Genomic DNA, 21,112 nt, shown 5'->3' on the forward strand with positions numbered 1-21,112 from the left:
ATCCGTTATTTGACCCAAAATGGCTCGTTTTGCATGGCGATCGGACTACAGATCCCTTATTTCACGAAAGTACTCCTTTTTTTCGGGAAAAATTAGCCAATAACGGACTCACGGTCCGATCGCTCTCCGAAATCAGCGTTATTTCAGGAAATAACGGATCTCCTGTCCGATCTTCGCAAGCCGGGACGGAAGGGTATACGCCACTGGGACTATACAATCAAAAGTCCATTTCCTTTGGTCCTCAACAAGCTCAGCAGACGAACGCAAGGCGTTCGAACGAGTATTCCAATTTCGCGGGCCGTGTAGTGTTGAGACACGAGCATTCAGCGCTAATCTGCCTTTCCCTTTTTTAAGTGTCTTGAGGGTTATGTCTTGCCTCTTTCCAGAACAGACCCTATATATATTCGTTCTTTAAAAATTGCCTGTAACTAATAAAAGCATGAGGGTCATTCCAATGACCTTCATTTTATATGGGGGGCTGAGAGGCAATGGGCAACCTTCCTACTGGAAAGTGAAAGGGCTGGGAAGGTTACCCTCTCGTTTCATGGAGTTTTATTAACTTGTGTGAACCGCTGTATGCGGGCCTCCGTATGTCGAATGCTCCGCAGGCAGGCGGCATTTCATCGGAAAATTGTATATTCAGGAATCATCTTGGGAGGCTTATTTTGTCTAGGAAACACGCGTATTGTAGTTTTTACTTATTTTTGTTTTCGTTTTTGTTTATTTTTGAATTTGTAGTATTCAAAGAAAAACAAATATGTTAAGATGAAAACAAAGCAAAATAAACATTTACCCCGGAGGTATTCTAACTATGGTACAAAGTTTGTGGGAAGCATCCAAGGCAGCAGAACAGACAACAGGTCTCGACCAACTGGTTTACCGCTCTAATCTTATCGGTACGGATCGCCGCGTATGTAACTACGGCGGAGGAAACACCTCCAGCAAAACCGTAGTCCAGGATTTCCGCGGACGCGACATCGAAGTAATGTTCGTAAAAGGCAGCGGTTCCGACTTGGCAACGATGAAGGCATCCAATTTTACCGGCTTGCGCATGGACGACATTCGTCCTTTGTACGAGAGAGACGATATGTCCGATGAAGACATGGTCGCTTACTTGGCGAACTGCATGATCGACGCCAAGCACCCTCGCGCTTCTATCGAAACGCTGCTTCACGCATTCCTTCCTTTCAAACATGTGGATCATACTCACCCGGATTCCATCATCAGCCTTTGCTGCGCGGATAACGGCAAAGAGATCGCTCGTGAAATTTTTGGCGACCGTTTCGTTTGGGTTCCTTATATCCGTCCAGGCTTCAAGCTGTCCAAGATGATCGCCGAAGGCGTAAGAAACAACCCTAACGCAGAGCTTGTCCTGATGGAAAAGCACGGTCTCGTAACTTGGGGAGAAACTTCCGAGGAGGCCTATGCTCAAACGATCAAAATCATTACCGAAGCGGAAAGCTTTATCGAATCCCGCGTTAACGAAAGTAAAGTATTCGGTGGTGTGAAGCACGGCGCATTGACTGCGGAAGAGCGCAGAAGCATCGCTGCGCAAGTTATGCCTGCGATCCGCGGAGCTGTCAGCGATTCGAAGAAAATGATTCTTTCTTTCGACGATGCTGAAGATGTGCTTCAATTCGTAGGGGGACAAGATTCCGCCAAGCTTTCGCAAGTCGGAGCGGCTTGCCCGGATCACCTGGTTCACACGAAGGTGGTTCCATTGTTCATTGACTGGACTCCGAACACCAATGATGTAGACGGACTGAAAGCGAAGCTTAAAGAAGGCATCGCTGCATATAAAGAAGAGTACAAGGCTTACTTCGAACGCAACAAAAATGAAGGAGACGTTATGTTCGAAGCGGCGCCGCGCGTTATTCTCATTCCAGGCGTAGGGATGATCAATACGGGCAAAAGCTGGTTCATGTCCCAAGTCAGCGGAGCACTGTACCACCGTGCGATTGCTGTTATGAGAGGCGCAACGGCTCTTGGACAATTCGTATCTCTTAGCGAAAACGAATCTTACAACGTTGAGTACTGGCCGCTTGAGCTTTACAAGCTGTCCCTGGCTCCGGCTGAAGCGGAATTCTCCCGCAAAATTGCTTTCATCACCGGCGGAGCGGGCGGTATCGGCAGCGAAACGGCACGTCGCCTGGTTTCCGAAGGCGCGCACGTCGTCCTGGCGGATCTTAACCTCGAAGGCGCTCAGAAGGTAGCCTCCGAAATCAATGAGAAATATGGCGATAACCGCGCTCTTGCAGTTAAGATGGACGTAACAAATGAAGAGATGATTAAAGCCGCTTATTTGGAAACGGCCCTTACTTACGGCGGCGTTGACATTATCGTCAACAACGCGGGTCTGGCTACTTCGAGCCCATTCGACCAAACGTCGTTGAAGGAATGGAACCTGAACATGAACGTGCTTGGAACAGGATATTTCCTGGTTGCCCGCGAAGCGTTCATTATCATGAAGGAACAGGCTATCGGCGGCAACATGGTATTCGTCGGTTCCAAGAACTCGGTTTATGCCGGTAAGAACGCTACGGCTTATAGCGCGGTAAAAGCTCTGGAAGCTCATCTTGCGCGTTGTATCGCTGCAGAAGGCGGAGAATTCGGTATCCGCGTCAACACGATCCTGCCTGATGCCATCCTGCAAGGCTCGGCGATCTGGAACGGCAGCTGGCGCAACGAGCGTGCCGCGGCATACGGTATCGAACCGGATCAGCTGGAAGAGTACTACCGCAAGCGTACTACCTTGCTTGTCAATATTTATCCGCGCGACATTGCGGAAGGCATCGCCTTCTTCGCATCTTCCAAATCGGATAAAACCACAGGCTGCATGCTGACCATTGACGGCGGCGTACCTGCTGCATTCACCCGCTAATCGGCTGACATCAACTGAATTCCAAAATCAGTGTTCTATAAAAGGAGGATTTATCTCATGCCAACGGCTACAGGGGAAAAGGTGTGGATTATTCCTGACGGTTATATTCCGGAGCTCAGCTCCGGAAATTTAACCAGCCATGAATCGATTTGCGTATTGAACACGGCATCGGAGGATGCCCATTTGAACATCACGATTTTCTTTGAAGACCGCGAACCGTTGGAAGATATTGCCGAGGTCGTTCAAGGACGCCGCACGAAGCATATCCGCACCAGCTCTTTGGCCAAAGACGGGAAGGCTATTCCTGTCGGTGTACCGTACGCTATCGAAGTTAGGAGCGATATCCCGATTATCGTGCAGTACAGCCGTTTGGACGCGACCCAGGCTGAGAATGCTCTTATGTCCGTCATCGCTTATCCTATCAAATAATAAAGGTTAAGGAGTTGTATCAATGGATAAAAACGTTCAAGCCAATTATGAATTGGCTAAAGAGCTGTATGCAGCCCATGGCATCGATGTAGATAAAGTGCTCGAGCAGCTGGAGCAAGTGAAAGTCTCCATGCATTGCTGGCAAGGCGACGACGTTAAAGGATTTTTGAACCGCGATCAGGACTTGACCGGCGGCATTTCCGTAACCGGGAATTATCCGGGTGCGGCACGCACACCTGACGAGCTTCGTGCGGATTTGGAGAAAGCGTTCTCGCTGATTCCAGGCAAGCACAAAGTGAATTTGCACGCCATCTATGCCGATACGGACGAGAGAGTGGAGTTGGACCAGCTGCAGCCGAAGCATTTTGAGAAATGGGTGAAATGGGCTCAAGAGCAAGGCTTGGGACTCGATTTCAATCCGACCTGCTTCTCCCATGAGAAGTCTAGCGACGGCTTCACACTCAGCCATGCGAACCCTGAAATCCGCCAATTTTGGATCGATCATTGCAAAGCCTCCAGAAAAATCGGCGCTTACTTCGGCGAGCAGCTCGGTCAAACGTGCGTGACGAACGTGTGGGTTCCAGACGGCTTCAAGGACGTTCCTGCCGATCGCATGGCCCCAAGACAGCGTTTGAAATCCGCATTGGACGAAGTGTTCGCGGAAGAGCTTAACCCGGCCCATAACCTGGATGCGGTGGAAAGCAAGCTGTTCGGACTCGGTTCCGAGGCTTATGTTGTCGGATCCCACGAGTTTTACATGGGCTACGGCATTCAAAACAACAAGCTGATCTGTCTGGATGCAGGGCATTTCCATCCGACAGAGGTGATTTCGAATAAATTGTCCTCCCTTGCCCTGTTCACGGATGGCATCCTGCTGCACGTCAGCCGTCCTATGAGATGGGACAGCGATCACGTCGTCACTTTGGATGACGAATTGATCGATATCGGCCGGGAATTGGTTCGCGGCGGATTGCTTGACAAAACACATATCGGGCTGGACTTCTTCGATGCCAGCATTAACCGGGTAGCCGCTTGGGTAATCGGTACCCGCAATACGATCAAAGCGCTGCTGCGCGCGATGCTTGATCCGGTGGAAGCCCTGCGTAAAGCCGAGCTTGCAGGGGATTACACTACGCGTCTCGCTTTGACGGAGGAGTTCAAATCGTATCCTTTCGGCGCAGTGTGGGACTACTACTGTGCGTCCAAAGGCGTTCCGGTTCGCGAAGAGTGGCTTGCCGAAGTGAAAGCTTATGAGCAGGAAGTACTGCTTAAGCGTGAAGGTTAATTAACGAAGTAAGGGTGATAACCTTGGGAAACATTATTGCTTTTGATCTCGGGGCGAGCAGCGGGAGAGCGATGCTGGGCCGCCTGGTAGACGGCAAGATCGAAATCACGGAGCTTCACCGGTTTTCCAATGATCCTGTGCAGGTGGGCAACCGCCTGCATTGGGATATTTTACGTCTGTATCATGAGATCAAGCAGGGGCTGCTCATCACCAAAAACAAGGGAATCGAAGTGGCCAGCATCGGGATCGATTCCTGGGCGGTTGATTTCGGCTTTATTGGACCGAATGGCGAGCTGATCGGCAATCCGTATCATTACCGGGACCGCCACACGGAAGATATGATGGAGAAGCTGTTCGCGGAGCTCCCTGCAGGGGAGATTTTCGCAAGAACAGGCATTCAGTTTCTTCAGTTCAATACGATTTTCCAGCTTTACGCGCTCAAACAGGCGAATTCGCCTTGGCTTCAGGAAGGGAACCGGCTGCTGATGATTCCCGATCTGCTGCGGTATTTCCTGACCGGGCAGATGCATAACGAGTTTTCCAATGCTACGACGACTCAGCTGTTCAACCCGGTCGAAGGAAATTGGGATCGTGAGCTGCTACATAAGCTTGGTTTCCCTGAATCTTGGTTTGGCGAGGTGCTGCAGCCGGGGAGTCCGGCAGGAGTGCTGCAAGAATCGGTATGCGAGGAGCTGGGAATCCCGTCGATTCCCGTCTATGCCGTTGCTGAGCACGATACAGGCTCGGCGGTAGCCGCGGTACCGGCCCTCGACCGCTCCTTCGCTTACTTAAGCTGCGGAACCTGGTCGCTGATGGGAACCGAGGTTCAGGAGCCGGTCATCAACGACATGGCCCAGAAGCTCAATTTCACCAATGAAGGCGGCGTCGAGGGGACGTATCGTCTGCTCAAAAACATTATGGGCTTGTGGATTCTGCAGGAGAGCCGCCGCGTGTGGGAGAAAGCCGGGAAATCGTACTCCTTCCCGGAATTGGTGAAGCTGGCTGAAGCGGCCAAGCCGTTCGGCGCATTCATCGATCCGGATCACCCTATGTTCCTGGCGCCGGGAGACATGCCTGCACGGATTGCTCAGTACTGCCAGGAAACAGGGCAGCAGGCGCCGGAGTCGGACGGGGAAATCGTCCGCTGCATTTTGGAGAGTCTGGCGTTGAAATACCGGTTTGTGCTGGAAATGACCGAGCGGTTATCGAATCAGCAATTTAACGGCCTGCATATGGTCGGCGGAGGCATTAACAACACGCTTCTGTGCCAATGGTCGGCTAATGCAATCGGTAAGCCTGTATGGGCCGGACCGTCGGAAGGCAGCGCGATCGGAAATATGGCCGTGCAGTGGATTGCCCAAGGGGTATTCAGCGATATTTGGGAAGCGCGGCGCGTTATCCGGGATTCCTTCCCTGTGATCGAATATAGGCCTGAGGCACAAGAGCAGTGGAGTCAGGCGTATGACCGTTTCGTGAAGCTGACGGGGATTTCAGAATAATACGGGCAGTAAAGAGAGGTTGTCTATGCTGGTTGCGGTGCGTTACGAGAAGATTGTAAGTTTGGTGAATCAAAGAGGTTCTGTACGGGTTTCCGAGCTTAGCGAGATTTTTCAGGTTACGGAGGAGACCATCCGCCGCGATCTGGATCGCTTGGAGCAAGCAGGCCGCTTGACCCGTTCGCATGGCGGAGCAGTAAGCATCAAGGACGAACAGCAGACGGAGACTCCCTATTCCGAACGGGAAATCGCCAACGCCGAGGAAAAGAAGAGAATAGCTCAGGCAGCGATCCAACGGATCAGCCCGAACGATCAAATTCTTCTTGACGCCAGCTCGACGGCTTGGTATATGGCTGCAGAAGTGCCCGATCTTCCTCTAACTGTTCTTACCAATTCGATCAAGGTCGCAACGGAACTCAGCAGCAAGGAGAGGATCGAGGTGATCTCGACGGGCGGCAGGCTGTCACAGCGTTCGTTGTCGTTTGTCGGGCCCTTGGCCGAGCGCTCCCTGGACACCTATCACGTGGATAAAGTGTTTCTGTCCTGCAAGGGCGTCCGACTGGACCGCGGCATCAGCGAATCGAACGAGCTGCAGGCGCGCATCAAAGAGCGGATGATCGGTATCGCCGATGAAGTGATTTTGCTGGTCGATTCCAGCAAATTCGGGGTCCAATCGTTCACGCATGTGGCAGGCTTGTCGGAAGTGGATACCATCATCACGGACCGCCGTATCGATAAGGGGACCGTGCAACAGCTTCAAGAGCGCGGCATTACCGTAATCGCGGTGTGACCCTGTTCCGGAATTAGCAGCCTTCGGCTGAAAATGACGGCTGACGCCGAGTCAGCTGTATTATAAGAAACGAGCCCAAGCGGCTGGTCAGAGATAATGTCCTGATCAGCCGTTTTTCTAATGCTTAAATCCATTCCAAGCACAGCTGGAAATTCTGTTACCTTTTTGAAATGGAGTGTACTATACTAGTCTATATAGCTTTAGTAGTTCAAAAGGAGGGCACCATGGAATGAGTCACGCATCGATAACTTCGGTAACTTTCGACGGGGTTCCGGCTATGGAATTGCGTGCGGGCGGGTACCGGGCCGTCATAGCGCACGGAGTCGGCAGCAATGTAGTGGAGCTGAGCCGGCCTGCGGAAGGGCTGAATTTCTTACGAACGCCTGAAAACGGGGAGATATTAAGGCAAAAAAGCCAACGGTACGGCATACCGCCGTTATTTCCGCCGAACCGGATCCTGGACGGAAAGTTTTCCACTCCGTACCGCCAGTACGATCTTCCGCTGAACAGCTCCGACGGGCTGCATTTCATGCATGGCATTTTGCACAAGCGTCCATGGAAGGTAAAATCCGAGAGAATCTTGGATAACGGGTCCGCCGAGCTGGTGCTGCTGATGGAAATGGGGCGGGAAGGCGAAATGTACCCGTACTTTCCGCATGAATTTACATACGAGCTGACCTATACCTTATCCGAGCGGGGGCTGGAGCAGCAGGTCCGGATTACGAACCTCAGCAGCGAGCCGATGCCTCTTGGCGTAGGGTTCCATACAGCCCTGCGCGTCCCGTTCGCCGACGGAGGCAGGGAAGAGGACTACCGTCTCGCCATATCCGTAGGCAAGGAGTGGGATTTGACGCTTCTGTTCGTCTCGACGGGCAAGCAGCTGCCGCTGGACGAAGCGGACAAGCCATTGCGCGGTGAAGGGATTGCTCCTACGGGAGCGCCGTATGCGAAGCATTTTACGAGCAGTCCGATGGAGCGCAGCGGGAAGCCGTTCTACGGTTCGGTGCTGACGGATACGAAACGGAACATCAGCCTCGTCTATGAGACGGATCCGAAATACGGGCATTGGACGGTATGGAACGATGACGGCAAGAGCGGGTTTATTTGTCCTGAGCCGCAGACATGGACGAACAATGCGCCGAATGTGCCTCTCCCGGATGAAATGACCGGGTTCCAGCTGCTGGAGCCGGGCCGCTCCTGGTCGGCATGGACTCGAATGTACGCCGAGATCGGTTAACTGGTTTTCAAGAAGCTTGAGCTTGGGGAAGCATTGCATTGGGAGCTTAGAAGAAACAGTTGTAGTTACTTCTATTATTTGGAGGGGATTAGGTTGTCACTGCAGATCGGATTCGTCGGTACCGGAGGATTTACCAAGTTTCACTGCAATTTGTTGGCCAAAATGGTAGGCGTGAAGGTCAAGGCTTTTTGCGGTACGAGTCTGGAAAAAGCGGAGAGCCTCGCAGCCGGCTGGGATGGCGCCAAAGGCTACGACAATATTCACCGCATGCTGGATGAGAACGCTCTGGATGCGGTCTACATTTGTGTCCCGCCAATGGCTCACGGGGAAGTGGAAAATGCGCTCATCGAACGCGGCATTCCGTTTTTCGTAGAAAAGCCGGTAGGACTCGATCTGGAGCAGCCTTCGTCCATTCTGGAGCGAATCCAGGCGAAGAAGCTTATTACGTCGGTCGGCTATCATTTCCGCTACATGGATTCGACGGAGCGGGCTCTTGCCGCTCTAAGCGACCGTACCATCGGCATGGGTCTCGGCTATTGGATGGGCGGCATGCCGCGCGTAGCCTGGTGGCGCAAGCAGGACGGCTCCGGAGGCCAATTCATCGAGCAGACGACGCATATCGTCGATCTGATGCGTTATTTGATGGGCGAGGCGGTCGAAGTCTACGCCGCTTACGGCAGCCGCGTCATGCACTTGGTGGAGGAAGGCGTAACGACGCCGGATGTAGGGACGGTCACGATCAAGCTGGCGAGCGGTGCGGTGGCTACCCTCTCGAACACCTGCATTTTGCCGGGCGGAGGAAAAATCGGACTGCATTTGTATACAGACAAAGGCATTATGGAACTGAATAACGAAGGATTGAAAGATTCCGGTAAAGGGACGGTTTTTGAATACAAAAACCAGAGCAATCCTTACGTTAAAGCACATGAAGCATTCCTGCATGCCGTAAGGTCGGGGGATACGTCGGGCATCCTGTCGTCGTACGAGGATGCGGTCAAGACGCAGGCGATTGCCGTTGCAGCGCTGCGTTCCGCTACGGACGGAGTGCCTGTCCGTCTGGTTTAATAGGAAGAAACGGAGTCTTCTCTGCTATATGGCAGGGAGGCTCCGTTTTTGTTTGTGCGACTGCTCTATTCATAAAACGCGGAAGCATACTGTACCACACCATGAATGCCTTTCAGACTGTTGTCTTCCAGCTCCAAGGCCATAAATAGTTCATCAGGTACTTCGAAAGGCGCTGTAATGCCCCATCGGGATGCAGGCTGAAAGCCGAATTTCGGATAATAGTGCTCATGCCCCATGACAATAACGGCCGGATAGCCTAAATTCTTCGCGCGCTGTAGAGACTCGCGGACGAGCTGTGCCCCTATTCCTTGCTTTTGGTAAGAGGGCAGTACGGACACGGGAGCGAGCGCAAGAGCCTCGAACGACTGCTGATCATTGACGATCATGATTTTGGATAGCAAAATATGTCCCGCGATGCGGCCATCCTCTTCGAAAACGAGCGAAAGCTCGGGAATAAATGCCTCCGAATGTCTCAATTTTCGAACAAGCTCATGCTCCTTCTGATCGCTGAACGCCAATCCGGCAAAGGCTTCCTGAATCACTTGCTCCGTGACGCGGTAATCATTCACTTCTTCCATGCGGATCGTCATGCTATTCCTCGCTTTTTTATGTACGTTTTGATACCAGAATAGCATACATAACGGTCGCCAAACCAATGGCGGATAGAAGTAAGCGCACTCATTTTGAAACTTTTGTAAACGTTGATTTTATGCGTGCAATGGGCGTGGAACTGTGCTACGATACTTGAGTTTACCTAGGATTTCAAGGCACGGTACTAGATGAAGAAGGTGACATCATGGCGGCAGTTCACACGACCGACGGACCGGTAGAACGGTCCAAACAGTTCAATTTATTTTTTCTGACATGGCCTATTTTTCTCGAAGTATTTCTCTTTATGCTGATGGGGATTGCGGATACGTTCATGCTGAGCGCCATATCCGATAATGCCGTATCCGGCGTGGGCGCGGCGAACCAATATCTGGTTATTGCGATTCTGATTCTCGAGGTTATCGGCAACGGGGCGTCTATCGTAGTCGCTCAGTATATCGGGTCGCGCAAATTAATAGAAGCGGCCAAAATTTCCGCCCATGCGGTCACGCTGAACCTGCTGGTCGGTTTGGTCATCAGCGTTACGTTTGTTTTCTTCGGCGATCGCATGCTGGAGCGGCTGAATCTGACCGGCGACATTCTCGTTTTTGCCCAAAGCTATTTAATGATCGTGGGCGGCGGTATTTTTCTGCAGGCGATCATCAATTCGCTCGCGGCCATCGTCCGCGTTCACGGCTTTACGAAAGCGGCGATGCTTGTATCGCTAGGCATGAACGTGATCCATATCGCGGGGAACTACGCTCTGATCTTCGGCCATTTCGGGCTGCCGGAGATGGGGGTGCAGGGGGCGGCCATCTCTTCCGTCGGAAGCCGGGCGATTGCGGTGCTTATCTTCTTATGGCTGCTGTACCGGGTGACGGAGGTTCGCATCGAGCTGAAATATTACCTTACGCTGTCGAAAGAGTATGTCGCCAAAATATTGAAGATCGGCATCCCTTCAGCGATGGAGCAGGTGATGTACCATACTTGCCAGACGATCTTTTTGTTTTATGCGACTTATCTCGGCGCGGAGGCGCTGGCGGCGAGACAGTATGCTGCGAACATTTCGATGTTCATATATTTGTTCGCCATTGCGATCGGGATGGGGACGTCCATTATTGTCGGCAGACTCGTCGGGGGCAACCGGCAGGACGAAGCGTACCAGCGCGTATGGAAAAGCTTGCGCTGGGCGATCGGAGCTACGCTCGTCATGGTTGCTGTCATCATCCTGCTGCGCAAGCAGCTGATGGGCCTGTTCACGGTGGACCCGGAAATTATCCGGCTCGGCGCCAACGTGCTGCTGCTAAGCATCGTATTGGAGACGGGAAGGACGTTCAACATCGTGCTGATCAACTCGCTGCGCGCGGCCGGCGATGCGAAGTATCCGCTCTGGATCGGCATGTTCTCGATGGTTGCAATGAGCCTGCCGCTGGGCTATTGGTTCGTATTCAAGCTCGATTTGGGCTTGGCGGGCATTTGGCTGGCCATCGCCGCGGATGAGTGGCTGCGGGCCGTCATTATGTATTTCCGCTGGAAGAGCCGAGCGTGGGAGAAGCACAGCCTGGTGAAGCAGGATTACAAGGAGCAGTCGATTGGCGCTTAAGGGCGACGTGACGGCGGCGGGCAGAAAATTGGGCTTGTAGCCGTGCCTATTAGGTGGAATTGAGCGGAAAAGGCTGGATGTACGATCCGTATGAGGAGCTCGTCCCGCACACCTCCGTTCCGGATGAGTGTGTTGGTAGTGCGAGGCGATAGGGCGAATACGACCCGATGCAAAAAAAAGGCTTCCCTTATTTATGGGAGCCTTTTTGCATGACGCCGCATAGCGGCGCCATCTAAAACTTTTTATGATTCGCCCTTTGCTGGGGCTTGCATGCTGGTCAGGCTGCTTGGCTCCGGTTTATCGGAACGGTACAGCAGCGAGCAGACGATGGCAATCGCAGCAACAACCGTCATTCCCCAGAAAATATGCGCGTACGCTTGGGAGAGCGGGATATTTTTTTGCATCACAAGCGAAGTGCCTGTAACGGCCACGCTAAATGCGCCGCTGAAAAACTGCATCAGCTGGAACAGCCCCATTCCGGCGCCGATCTGCTCTTTGGGCACGATCCGCGAGATTTCGTTCGAGACGCTTGTAGTCAGCGCCGAGAAGCTGACGCTAAGCAGCAGGTAGCTTGCCACAATCGCGTAGATCGAGTGCACGGCCAACAACGCGAACATCAGAGTAGCGCAAATGAGCAGCCACGGGGCGTAGCGAAACAGGATCCGGTTGCCGTGACGGTCGATGAACCGGCCGATCCGGTTGGCGGCGAGCATGGAGGCCACTGCTCCTGGAAAAAGCACGAGACCCGATTGGCCAGGCGATAGATCGAACAGGTGGACCAGCACCTGCGGAAGCAGGAACAGGGAGACGAAGCTGCTCATATAAGCCATAATGCCAAGAGCGTTCAAATTCATGTACTGCTTGTTGCGAAACAGCGCCGGCTGCACGAAAGGCTGATCGGCGCGATGGATGCGCAGCCAGAACAAGAGGAGTGCGGCAATCCCGGCGATCAGCATAATCCAGGAGCGGCTCGTCAAAAATAACAGCATTCCTGTCGTACCTATACCGATCATGACGGCGCCGAACAGGTCGAATGTACCTTTCCGCGCTTGCTCACTAGGCAGGTACCGATAAAATACAGGGACCAGAAGCAGTGTAATGCCCGTAACGAGGAACAGATCGTTCCAGCCGAGATATTGAGTAATCGTGCCTCCGATAACAGGACCGAGGCCAAGACCTAACGAGCTGGCGGACATGACGGTCGCCATCGCTTTTCCGCGTCTGGACAAAGGAACGTAGCGTGTCAGAAGCACAATCCCCAATGCCGGAACCGATGCGGCTCCGGAAGCTTGAATGAGCCGGGCGATCAAGAGCGGAACGAAATGATGACTGAAAAAACCGAGCAAGGAAGCCAGCCCAAGAGAAAGCAAGCCGATCGTAAACAGCTTGCGTATCGGCACAAAGTCCGATAACCTTGAATACGTAATGGATGAGATGGCAAATACGATGGAGTAGCCGGTGACGATCCAGGAAGAAGCTACCGCGGTCAAGCCGAAATCCAGTGTAATCTGGGGCAACGCCAAATTGAACATCATTGTGTTCATGACGACAAGGACGACCGTGAGGCTAAGCAGCGGAATGATCAGACGTTCTTTGAAGCTGCTGCCGGAAGAGGTATCCGCCGAGGCGGATCCGTCGGTGATTGTAGTTTCGTTATTCATATTCATAAGGCCTCCTATAATGGAAATGTCCGTATCTTTCTTTGGGCTTCATAGTTCAAAGTTCGATTGTTATCGAACAATAGAAATATAGCACGGAATGTGATATGATTCAACTATCAAATAAAAATTTTACAAAAACGGGAGGATCAACGTTGAAAATATTACATCATCCCGATGTGCAAGACATCCATCTAAGCTCCGTTTTGTATGCGTTAAGCGACCCGATCCGTCTAAGCGTCGTATCCCAGATCGCCAAGCAAGGGGCGCAGCCGTGCAGCTACTTCGGGCTTCCCATTGCCAAATCGACGGCATCTCATCATTTGCGCACACTGCGTGAAGCTGGAGTTGTCCGTGTTCGAGTTCAAGGAACGCAGCATATCGTCGATCTTCGGTCGGAGGATATGGAAGCGCGTTTTCCGGGCTTGCTGGCTTCCATCCTGCATGCCGCGGCGTTATCTGATCCCCTATCCGATAGCAGCAAGTAAGCGGTTACCAAATTAAGGGAATCGCGACAATCACTTGTTTGTCATGGCTGATGACGAGCTTCGTACTATAACTTAAGATCCTGCAAATACAAAACCTCCGTTTCCGCTAGTCCAGCGAAATCGGAGGTTTTTCTGTCCAGTACGGTCTTGTTTCCTAAGTACGGTTACAGTGGAGAGACTTTCAAACTGCCCGTTTAACATTTATTCGAACATTTCTATAAACCGGCTCAGAGCGGAAGTAATAAGCGTATCTTTACGCCGAATGAATACGGTTTGAACCATGCCGTTAGGATAAGGCAGCGGATGCGTCTTCAAAGCTCCCGCTGCGATGTGCCTGCGCACTACCGAAACGGGCAGCAGACTGATGCCGAGGCCGGCGGTGATGCAGCCGAGAATCGCTTCGAGGGAGCCGAACTCCATCATTTTATCGGGGAAGACGCCTTCCTGATGCAGCCAGCTTTGGAGTCTGGCACGGTAGGAGCAGCCCTGCCGGAAGACGAGAAGTGTGCGGTTTTGCAGATCCTTCACGGAGGATATAGACGGATGGGAAGGATCCGTGACTAGAGCCAATTCCTCCTCCAAGGCTGTTTGCTGCACCAGCTCGGGATGCTCTACGGGACCCGCTACGAAGGCGCCGTCCAGCTCGTAATGAAGGACGGCCTGAATATGCTGTTCGGTGGGGCCCGTTGTCAGAGTCAAGTCTACACCAGGGTAGGCTTGATGATAGCGGACCAAATATTCCGGCAGCCGAACCGCTGCGGTAGTTTCCATAGAACCGATGCGTAAAGGGCCGCCGGGAGAATCATCGTCTTTCATCGCTTTCGACGACTCGTCAATGAGCTGAAAAATCCGTTCGGCATAGTCCAGCAGCGTGTGCCCTTTGGAAGTAAGAGTAATGCCGCGGTTGTGGCGGTAAAATAAGACGGTATCGAAATGGCTTTCCAGCTGCTGTATTTTGGTCGTAACATTGGATTGCGCGTAGTTGAGCTCTTGCGCGGCGCGGGTAATGCTTCCGGTTTGCGAGACGGTCTGGAACACTTTTAATGCGTGCAGATCCATTAGGGATTCCTCCTTACAAGGCTTCGGCAGTCATTAGCCATCTGAAATTGAGATGGAGTTTATCTTTATTATGTATTATATCAGATGGATGGAAGTGAGATATGATAATGATGCTCCAATAACGGAGCGGAATCGGTCTGCACGGTTCATTCCGTTTATACGCGGGTCTTGGGTAAAGGGGGGATACGCGATGTCAAGGCATCCGTTAGTTCAAGTTACCGGAGGGATATGCGCATTGCTGCTTGCCATGGGGATCGGACGTTTTGCCTATACGCCAATATTGCCTCTGATGCAGCAGGATCAGCTTATTTCCGATGCGGCCTCGGGTTATCTCGCTTCCAGTAACTATGCAGGATATTTGTTAGGCGCCTTGTTGGCCGGGTGGATCCCGTGGAAAACGCATAAAACAAGCTGCTACCGTGCCAGCCTGGCCGCAAGCGTTTTGTCTACCGTGCTTATGGGCTTGACGGCTTCTTACGCCGCTTGGTTCGTTCTGCGCTTTGTTTCCGGCGCTGCCAGCGCTTTTGTATTCGTCCTTGCCTCCAGCATGGTTCTGGATGGATTGGCGGCCAAGGGCAAAACGGCATGGTCCGGTATTCTGTACGGAGGCGTCGGATTCGGGATTCTGGCAAGCGGGCTGCTCGTTCCTCTGTTCGACGGGCTTTGGGGCTGGAGAGGGGCGTGGCTGGGGCTTGGAGCGTTCAGCGGGTTGATTGCGGTGTTTGCCTGGAGATGGGTTGATGAGGAAGCCCGAAGGGAGCCGGCCGCTGCAGCTTCTCCCGCAAGGCTCACCGCTCCGCCTGCCCGCTGGATTCCGTGGCTGATAGCCGCGTATGGCATGGAAGGGCTTGGTTATATTGTTACAGGCACATTCATCGTTGCCATTGCCGACAAGCTTCCGGGGATGGCCGGGCACTCGGCTTGGGTATGGACACTGGTAGGATTGGCGGCAGCGCCTTCCTGTATCGTGTGGTCGTTTTTTGCAGCGAAAAAAGGTTTTGTCCGTATTCTGGGCGCGGCCATGCTAGTCCAAGCTATTGGCATCGTGCTTCCTGCGATATGGCCCACCACGGCAGGCATATCGATCAGCGCCGTGCTGTTCGGGGCTACATTCATGGGGATTACTGCACTCGCGACGACACTGGCAAGGCAGATCAATCCGACCCAGAGCAGCCGTATTATCGGGATTTTGACGGCTGTTTACGGCGCAGGACAAATGCTAGGACCGAGCGGGGCCGGACTGCTGTTCCATATGACCCATCAATACAATAGTGCGTTGATCGGAGCCGGGGTCATCGTGCTGGCAGGCGCTTGCCTGTTAAGCACAGGATTTTCATACGACAAGAAAAGAGGGAACTACGATGCCGTACGTTAACATTAAAATTACGAAGGAAGATGTAACTCCCGAGAAAAAAGCCGAGCTGATCCGGGGAGTTACGCAGCTGCTGGTCGATGTAATGGGAAAAAATCCGAATACGACCGTCGTGGTCATCGATGAGGTCGACACGGACAACTGGGGTATCGGAGGAGAGACGGTTACGGTTCGCAGGCAAAAAGGGCAGTAACGAGAAAGGTGTACTTGACGAAAGAGGATTAGAACTGTATAGTTCTAATTATGAATATGAAAAGCAAAGGTTCCCAGCCCATAAACCGCAAACAGGTTATTGAAGTAGCGGCACAGCTGTTTTTGATCCGCGGCTACGCCTTTACGAGTATGGATGACGTGATGCGGGAAAGCCAAGTATCGAAATCGAACATTTATTATCATTTCAAAAGTAAGGAGGAGCTGCTGCTCGCAGCGGTCGAGTACTGGATTGAGCGGTATGAAGCGGCCTTCTTTGCTCTGCTGGGCCAGGCTGAGCGGTCCGTCGAGGAGCGGGTATACGCTTTTCTGCACGAATTGACCGCAGGAATCGAGGAAAGGGAGTGCCAGGGAGGCTGTCCCTTCATCTCATTCTATATTCAAGCTCCCGACCAGGCTGTACAGGTAAAACAAAAAATTACCGGCTTTTTCACGGAGCTGCAGCCGATGCTGGCCAAGCTGTTTCAGCAGGGGCTGAAACGAAACGAATTCCGCCGCGGAATCGGGGCGGAGCAGGCGGCCGCTTTGTTCATAGCGGCAATGGAAGGGGCGCTAGTGCTCGCTGAGACGACGGGCCGGTCGGCGATTGTGGAAGAGACCGCGCAGCATTTTTTTAGCATGCTTCGATAAGAAGCATCTTTTTTTGAACATGATTAGTACCGTATAGTACTAATTTATTCGATGGATGGGGGAAGCATATGAGCACCGTTTTGATAATCGGCGGAACCGGCTTTATCGGGAAAGAAATGGTGAAGCAGTTGGCCGGAGGGCAAGAAACACTGCTGCTGCTTGTCCGTTCTCCGGAAAAGGCCCGATCCGCGCTGCACGAGCTGCTTCCGGCTGAAGAAGCCGATCGCGTACGCCTGCTGAAGGGCGATCTTACTGAACCGGCGCTTGGCATGGAAGCCTCGGACTATGAGCAGGCACTGGCTTCCGACGTTATTGTCCATGCGGGAGGAACGATGAGCGTGACGATGGACAGGGAGACGGCCAAGCGAATGTTCGTAGACGGGGCGCGGCATGTCGGCGAGCTTGCAGAGCGCATTCACCGGGAGAAAGGACTTCGCCATCTGATTCATCTGGTGGGCTATATGAGTCCGTTTCACGACAACAACGTGGATATGGAAGCGGATGTGTATCGGATGGATGAATTTATGAAGGGGGAGCCCGAGTATGAGAGAATGAAATTTTTGGCCGATCTTTATGTACGGCAGCAGGCAGCGCTGTGCGGATATCCTTTAACGGTAGTGAATCCGAGCACGGTTATCGGCGCGAAGCCTGCGGGAGTGACGGAGCAGACCGGCGGGCTCGGCATTCTGGTGGATGCGGTACGGCGCGGATGGATGCCGGTCGTACCCGGAGGGGTGGATCATTGGATCCCGTTCGTAGCCAACGACGATATGGCCCGTGCCATCGTCTATTTGATTCGTCAGGCGAACCCTGATAGCCGTACGGTCAATATGCTGGAGGATAAGTCGGCGGGACCCGACATGAAGGAGCTGCTAACGGTAATTGCACAAGCGTTGAAGGTGAAGCCGCCGGCCGTGCCGATGCCCGTATCCTGGCTTCGTGCGCTGATGAAAGCAGGCGGCGGCAAGCTGACGGGCATTCCGCCCGAGTCGCTGTCGTTCATTACGGATCGCACGTTTCGGACGGATGAAACGAAGAGGCTTCTGAAGGAGATGGAGGCGCCGAGCCTCGGAATACGGGATGTATTGCCGATGGTGATCGCCGATCTGGATCATCGGCTGACCCATTCGGGCTGCCCGGAGCCGGCCGGCTTTCGGCGGGAACGAAAGGGCGATCTGGCCGCGCTCGTCCTCGAAGGCAGCGGCGCGCCGTGGATCCTCGTGCACGGGCTGCTCGCGAGCGCGGACGATTTCGCACCGCTGGCCGGGCTGCTGCACGAGCGGTCCGGCCGGCCGGTATGGCTGCTCGACCTGCCCGGCTTCGGCAGGTCGCCGGCGCTTCCGCGGCACGGCACGCTCGACGGCTATGCCGCAGCCGTCGGGGCAGCGCTTGCCGCAGCGCCGCCGGGCGCCACGCTCGTTGGTCACTCGCTTGGGGCCAACGTCGCCGCTGTGGCGGCGCTGGCAATGCCACAGCACGGGCTGGAGCGGCTGATCCTGCTCCAGCCCGTGCTGCACCCGCCGCGCAGGCGCCGCTTGCTCCGCCTGCTCAGCGCGTCCCCGCTCGCAGCCAAGCGGCTGCTGCGCGGGCTAACGGCAGGGGCCCTCGAGCGGGCCCAGCTGCAGGACGGCGCGTTCGCCGACGCGGGAGAGCTGCCTTCAGGCTATGCGGAGCGTATCGTCCGCAGCCTGAAGTCTCCTCGCATCGCGGCGGCTAACGCGGAGCTGCTCCACCTGCTGCATCACCGGCTGCCCGAGTGGACGCAGCAGGTGCCGCAGCCTGGAGATGCCCCTGCATGTATCATTTGGGGCGGCAAGGACCAAGCCTACAGCATTCCGCAGAGGATTGCGGAAACGCACAACGTGCGGGTCGTTCCCTACGGGCATCAGTTTCCCGTATCCCATCCGGCGGCAACCGCAGAACTGCTGTCCGGCTTGAGTCAGAGGGACTCGCATCTGGAAGCGGCGGGCTCTTGACGTTTCTATACTACTGTGATCTTAGACGATCATGAACTACCTTTGCCTATTAAAAAGGCGGGTGTTTGGCGAGGATTCCACTTGCTTTCGCCAACATCCGCCTGCCTTGTTATTTTACATATCAGAAAGAGAATTATCGATCCAGCTCACCTAGAAATTCCTTTACTGCCTTATAAAAACCATCCAACTCTTCCGTATGGATGCTGTGACCGATCCCTTCAAAAACAACAAGCCTTGTATTGGGCCTTCGAGATACCATGAGCTCGGCTTGGCTTAAGGTCAGAGCGAAGCTTTTGGTGCCGTGAAGCAGCAGCACAGGGCAGGTCGACGACAGCCAATCGTCCCACCAGTCGCCGTTTATTTGCTGTTGGGATAGGCTCATCCCCTTGATGTCAAAGCGAAATCCCCACCCGTTCTCATCCTCAAAAGCACTCTCAGTAAAATAGTCGATCGCTCTAACTCCTGCGCGCTTCAGCGACTCCCTCAGCTCTTGCAGTGTAGAGGACCGGTCGGGGAGCTGCTCGATGAAAGACAGATCGCCGCCGAGTTCAACGCCGATATCTTCTACGATAACGGCATGGACCAGCTCGGGGTAGCGGGCGGCAAACTGATAGGCGTTGACCCCGCCCAAAGAATGACCCAATAGCGTGACAGGCTGTCCGCCCAGCTCTTCACGAATGAAAGCAGCGATATCCTGAAGGTAGGCTTCTCTTGAGTAATCCTTATCCGGAGGATGCTCGCTCCAGCCGTGCCCCCGTTGGTCCAATCCGATTATTCGCCAACCCGTCATTTTGGCTGCAACGGAGCAAAGGTTCCTGCATCTCCCATATGTCCATGAAGCATAAGGAGAATACGCGGGCTATTTCCGCCAAAGTCGAGGTAGGAGAGGGTAAGCTCGCCTGACTTGAAATATTTTCTTGCCGCTCCGAGAGGAGCTTGATCCTGGGAATGAAGCATGCCGTTTCCTCCTTGTTGTTTCCGGTACTTTTTCAATAAGACTTCCTACGTCTACTATACCTGATAATAGTGACATAACCTGTCATAATTGAAAGAATCGTTATCGGAGAACAGCCTGCTGCAGAATTCACTCATTCGCACAGATGCAGCCGAATCGTCTGAACCTCTTCAGCCCATTGAAATAATCCGGCCGGATTCATAACCAGACATCCGACACCCTCCAAATATACCAAAAGTAAAGTAGTATGGGTCAGACTAAGCAAATGGTTCCTGATGAGCAAAGTGCTTCCCCTCCGTTCCCGTTTCGTTACTACCAACATATGCACGAAGGGAACTATCTGTCCGGGGTCTATGCTTGGACTAGAAGCTCATATGAACGGAGCCGTTTGGCGTAATCCTGAATTGCTGTAACTACGATAAACTCATCTATGCCATAATTGTCCGCCATCTGCTTAAGCTGTGTGCGGACGTTATGCGGAGCCCCTACGAGCCATTTGCTTTGTTGGGCTGCAGGAGCGTCTCCCGAGCCTGCATTGGCATCTCCTGCTGTCCATGCAGGATGGGCTGCCGCAAGGCTGCGGGCTTCGTCATCGGTCTCAGCGCATACGACTCCGATAGCTGCAATGATGCGGGGAGCAGGGTATAGGGCGGATGGGGTGAAGGCATCTCGGTAAGCGGCTATGACCTCCCCGCCGTCCGCATCGCTCATGAATTGGCCAAATACATAGCCCGTCCCGTGCTCCGCCGCATAGGACGCGCTTTTGCGGTTCGTACCGAGCATCCACAGCTCCGGCGGCGCGGGAGGGACAGGGCGGGCGGTGACGGGCTGGCCGTCCAGCTCGTAGCTTCCCTGCAGCAGCTCGATTAATTCCCGCAGCGTCTCCGGCAGCTGCCGGACTTTCTCGAGGAAGTTGCCGCTCAGCGCCATCGTGACGTGTGCGGAGCCCCCTGGTGCCCGGCCGATGCCGAGGTCGACGCGGCCCGGATACAAGTTGGCAAGAAGGTGGAACGACTCGGCCACCTTGAGCGGACTGTAGTGCGGCAGCAGCAGCGCTCCGGACCCGATGCGGATTCGCTCCGTTTTCGCTCCGATATGGGCGAGCAGCACCTCCGGAGAAGTGCAGGCGAGTCCGGGCATGTCATGGTGCTCGGCGACCCAGTAGCGGGTGTAGCCTAACGACTCGGCGGTTTGGGCGAGCCGGACCGCCTGCTCCAGAGCGAATGCCGCGTCATAACCGCCGATGACCGGAACCAGATCCAATACGCTTAGTTTCATGAAGCAGCCTCCTTTTCGGTCCAAATTCGGATTAGGTCCATGTTAACACAAACGGCTTAGGCGAAGCAGCCTTCTGCGCCAACATGCGCCCTGCGCACAAAAAACCTCTATC

19 protein-coding genes are annotated in these 21,112 nt (G+C 53.8%); 13 read left to right on the top strand and 6 right to left on the bottom strand.

The genetic code is table 11. The features are described 5' to 3' along the window. Window positions 1-811: 811 nt before the first annotated feature. The 7 genes from DVH26_RS05855 (at window position 812) to DVH26_RS05885 (ending at window position 9,183) form a co-directional block, all read left to right on the top strand. A complete protein-coding gene (locus DVH26_RS05855) occupies window positions 812-2,881 on the top strand; it encodes a bifunctional aldolase/short-chain dehydrogenase (RefSeq protein WP_239632142.1) in 2,070 nt (689 codons plus the stop codon). A gap of 57 nt (window positions 2,882-2,938) precedes the next feature. Next, on the top strand, window positions 2,939-3,310 hold the full coding sequence (locus tag DVH26_RS05860) for a sensory rhodopsin transducer (protein ID WP_239632144.1): 372 nt from the start codon (window positions 2,939-2,941) through the stop codon (window positions 3,308-3,310). Window positions 3,311-3,332: 22 nt separating this feature from the next. After that, window positions 3,333-4,595, top strand: coding sequence for an L-rhamnose isomerase (gene rhaA, locus DVH26_RS05865; protein ID WP_239632146.1), 1,263 nt, complete (start codon window positions 3,333-3,335; stop codon window positions 4,593-4,595). Between the two features lie 71 nt (window positions 4,596-4,666). Beyond that, window positions 4,667-6,094, top strand: a complete 1,428-nt coding sequence (locus DVH26_RS05870; RefSeq protein ID WP_239635288.1) for a rhamnulokinase — start codon at window positions 4,667-4,669, stop codon at window positions 6,092-6,094. Window positions 6,095-6,119: 25 nt separating this feature from the next. After that, window positions 6,120-6,881, top strand: a complete 762-nt coding sequence (locus DVH26_RS05875) for a DeoR/GlpR family DNA-binding transcription regulator (RefSeq protein ID WP_239632148.1) — start codon at window positions 6,120-6,122, stop codon at window positions 6,879-6,881. A 229-nt stretch (window positions 6,882-7,110) separates the two neighbouring features. Further along, window positions 7,111-8,118, top strand: coding sequence for an aldose 1-epimerase (locus DVH26_RS05880; protein ID WP_239632150.1), 1,008 nt, complete (start codon window positions 7,111-7,113; stop codon window positions 8,116-8,118). A gap of 93 nt (window positions 8,119-8,211) precedes the next feature. Continuing rightward, the gene (locus DVH26_RS05885) at window positions 8,212-9,183 is read left to right on the top strand and encodes a Gfo/Idh/MocA family protein (protein ID WP_239632152.1); all 972 of its coding nucleotides are present in this window, start codon (window positions 8,212-8,214) and stop codon (window positions 9,181-9,183) included. Between the two features lie 65 nt (window positions 9,184-9,248). Here the strand turns inward: DVH26_RS05885 and DVH26_RS05890 are convergent, their stop codons facing one another. Then, window positions 9,249-9,773 (bottom strand): GNAT family N-acetyltransferase, encoded by a 525-nt coding sequence (locus DVH26_RS05890; protein ID WP_239632154.1) that lies wholly within the window; start codon window positions 9,771-9,773, stop codon window positions 9,249-9,251. Window positions 9,774-9,979: 206 nt separating this feature from the next. Here DVH26_RS05890 and DVH26_RS05895 point away from each other — a divergent pair, with 206 nt between their 5' ends. Further along, window positions 9,980-11,374 (top strand): MATE family efflux transporter, encoded by a 1,395-nt coding sequence (locus DVH26_RS05895; protein ID WP_239632156.1) that lies wholly within the window; start codon window positions 9,980-9,982, stop codon window positions 11,372-11,374. Window positions 11,375-11,616: 242 nt separating this feature from the next. Here DVH26_RS05895 and DVH26_RS05900 read toward each other — a convergent pair whose 3' ends face one another. Continuing rightward, window positions 11,617-13,035: an MFS transporter gene (locus DVH26_RS05900; protein WP_239632158.1), complete on the bottom strand. Its 1,419-nt coding sequence runs from the start codon at window positions 13,033-13,035 to the stop codon at window positions 11,617-11,619. 152 nt (window positions 13,036-13,187) lie between these two features. Here DVH26_RS05900 and DVH26_RS05905 point away from each other — a divergent pair, with 152 nt between their 5' ends. Then, complete coding sequence (locus DVH26_RS05905; protein WP_239632161.1) at window positions 13,188-13,520, top strand: ArsR/SmtB family transcription factor; 333 nt, start codon at window positions 13,188-13,190, stop codon at window positions 13,518-13,520. 201 nt (window positions 13,521-13,721) lie between these two features. Here DVH26_RS05905 and DVH26_RS05910 read toward each other — a convergent pair whose 3' ends face one another. Next, on the bottom strand, window positions 13,722-14,579 hold the full coding sequence (locus tag DVH26_RS05910; protein WP_239632163.1) for a LysR family transcriptional regulator: 858 nt from the start codon (window positions 14,577-14,579) through the stop codon (window positions 13,722-13,724). Between the two features lie 190 nt (window positions 14,580-14,769). Between DVH26_RS05910 and DVH26_RS05915 the strand changes: the two genes are divergently transcribed. From DVH26_RS05915 to DVH26_RS05930, 4 genes are all read left to right on the top strand, one after another. Further along, complete coding sequence (locus DVH26_RS05915) at window positions 14,770-15,954, top strand: YbfB/YjiJ family MFS transporter (RefSeq protein WP_239632166.1); 1,185 nt, start codon at window positions 14,770-14,772, stop codon at window positions 15,952-15,954. Continuing rightward, the gene (locus tag DVH26_RS05920; RefSeq protein ID WP_239632168.1) at window positions 15,941-16,144 is read left to right on the top strand and encodes a 2-hydroxymuconate tautomerase family protein; all 204 of its coding nucleotides are present in this window, start codon (window positions 15,941-15,943) and stop codon (window positions 16,142-16,144) included. The genes DVH26_RS05915 and DVH26_RS05920 overlap by 14 nt, the downstream gene beginning before the upstream one ends. A gap of 80 nt (window positions 16,145-16,224) precedes the next feature. Continuing rightward, window positions 16,225-16,791, top strand: a complete 567-nt coding sequence (locus DVH26_RS05925; protein ID WP_239635289.1) for a TetR/AcrR family transcriptional regulator — start codon at window positions 16,225-16,227, stop codon at window positions 16,789-16,791. Window positions 16,792-16,859: 68 nt separating this feature from the next. Continuing rightward, window positions 16,860-18,767 carry an alpha/beta fold hydrolase gene (locus DVH26_RS05930; RefSeq protein WP_239632171.1) on the top strand — a complete coding sequence of 636 codons (1,908 nt, stop codon included), beginning with the start codon at window positions 16,860-16,862 and terminating at the stop codon, window positions 18,765-18,767. A gap of 133 nt (window positions 18,768-18,900) precedes the next feature. On the opposite strand, the gene DVH26_RS05935 is transcribed toward DVH26_RS05930, so the two are convergent. The 3 genes from DVH26_RS05935 to DVH26_RS05945 form a co-directional block, all read right to left on the bottom strand. After that, a complete protein-coding gene (locus DVH26_RS05935; RefSeq protein ID WP_345774040.1) occupies window positions 18,901-19,533 on the bottom strand; it encodes an alpha/beta fold hydrolase in 633 nt (210 codons plus the stop codon). 322 nt (window positions 19,534-19,855) lie between these two features. Continuing rightward, window positions 19,856-20,005 (bottom strand): hypothetical protein, encoded by a 150-nt coding sequence (locus DVH26_RS05940; protein WP_239632174.1) that lies wholly within the window; start codon window positions 20,003-20,005, stop codon window positions 19,856-19,858. Window positions 20,006-20,073: 68 nt separating this feature from the next. Then, the gene (locus DVH26_RS05945) at window positions 20,074-21,000 is read right to left on the bottom strand and encodes an LLM class flavin-dependent oxidoreductase (RefSeq protein ID WP_239632176.1); all 927 of its coding nucleotides are present in this window, start codon (window positions 20,998-21,000) and stop codon (window positions 20,074-20,076) included. Between the last annotated feature and the right edge of the window lie 112 nt (window positions 21,001-21,112).

Origin of the sequence: Paenibacillus sp. H1-7, from assembly GCF_022354825.1 — a bacterium.
In the GTDB taxonomy this organism is placed as follows: domain Bacteria; phylum Bacillota; class Bacilli; order Paenibacillales; family NBRC-103111; genus Paenibacillus_S.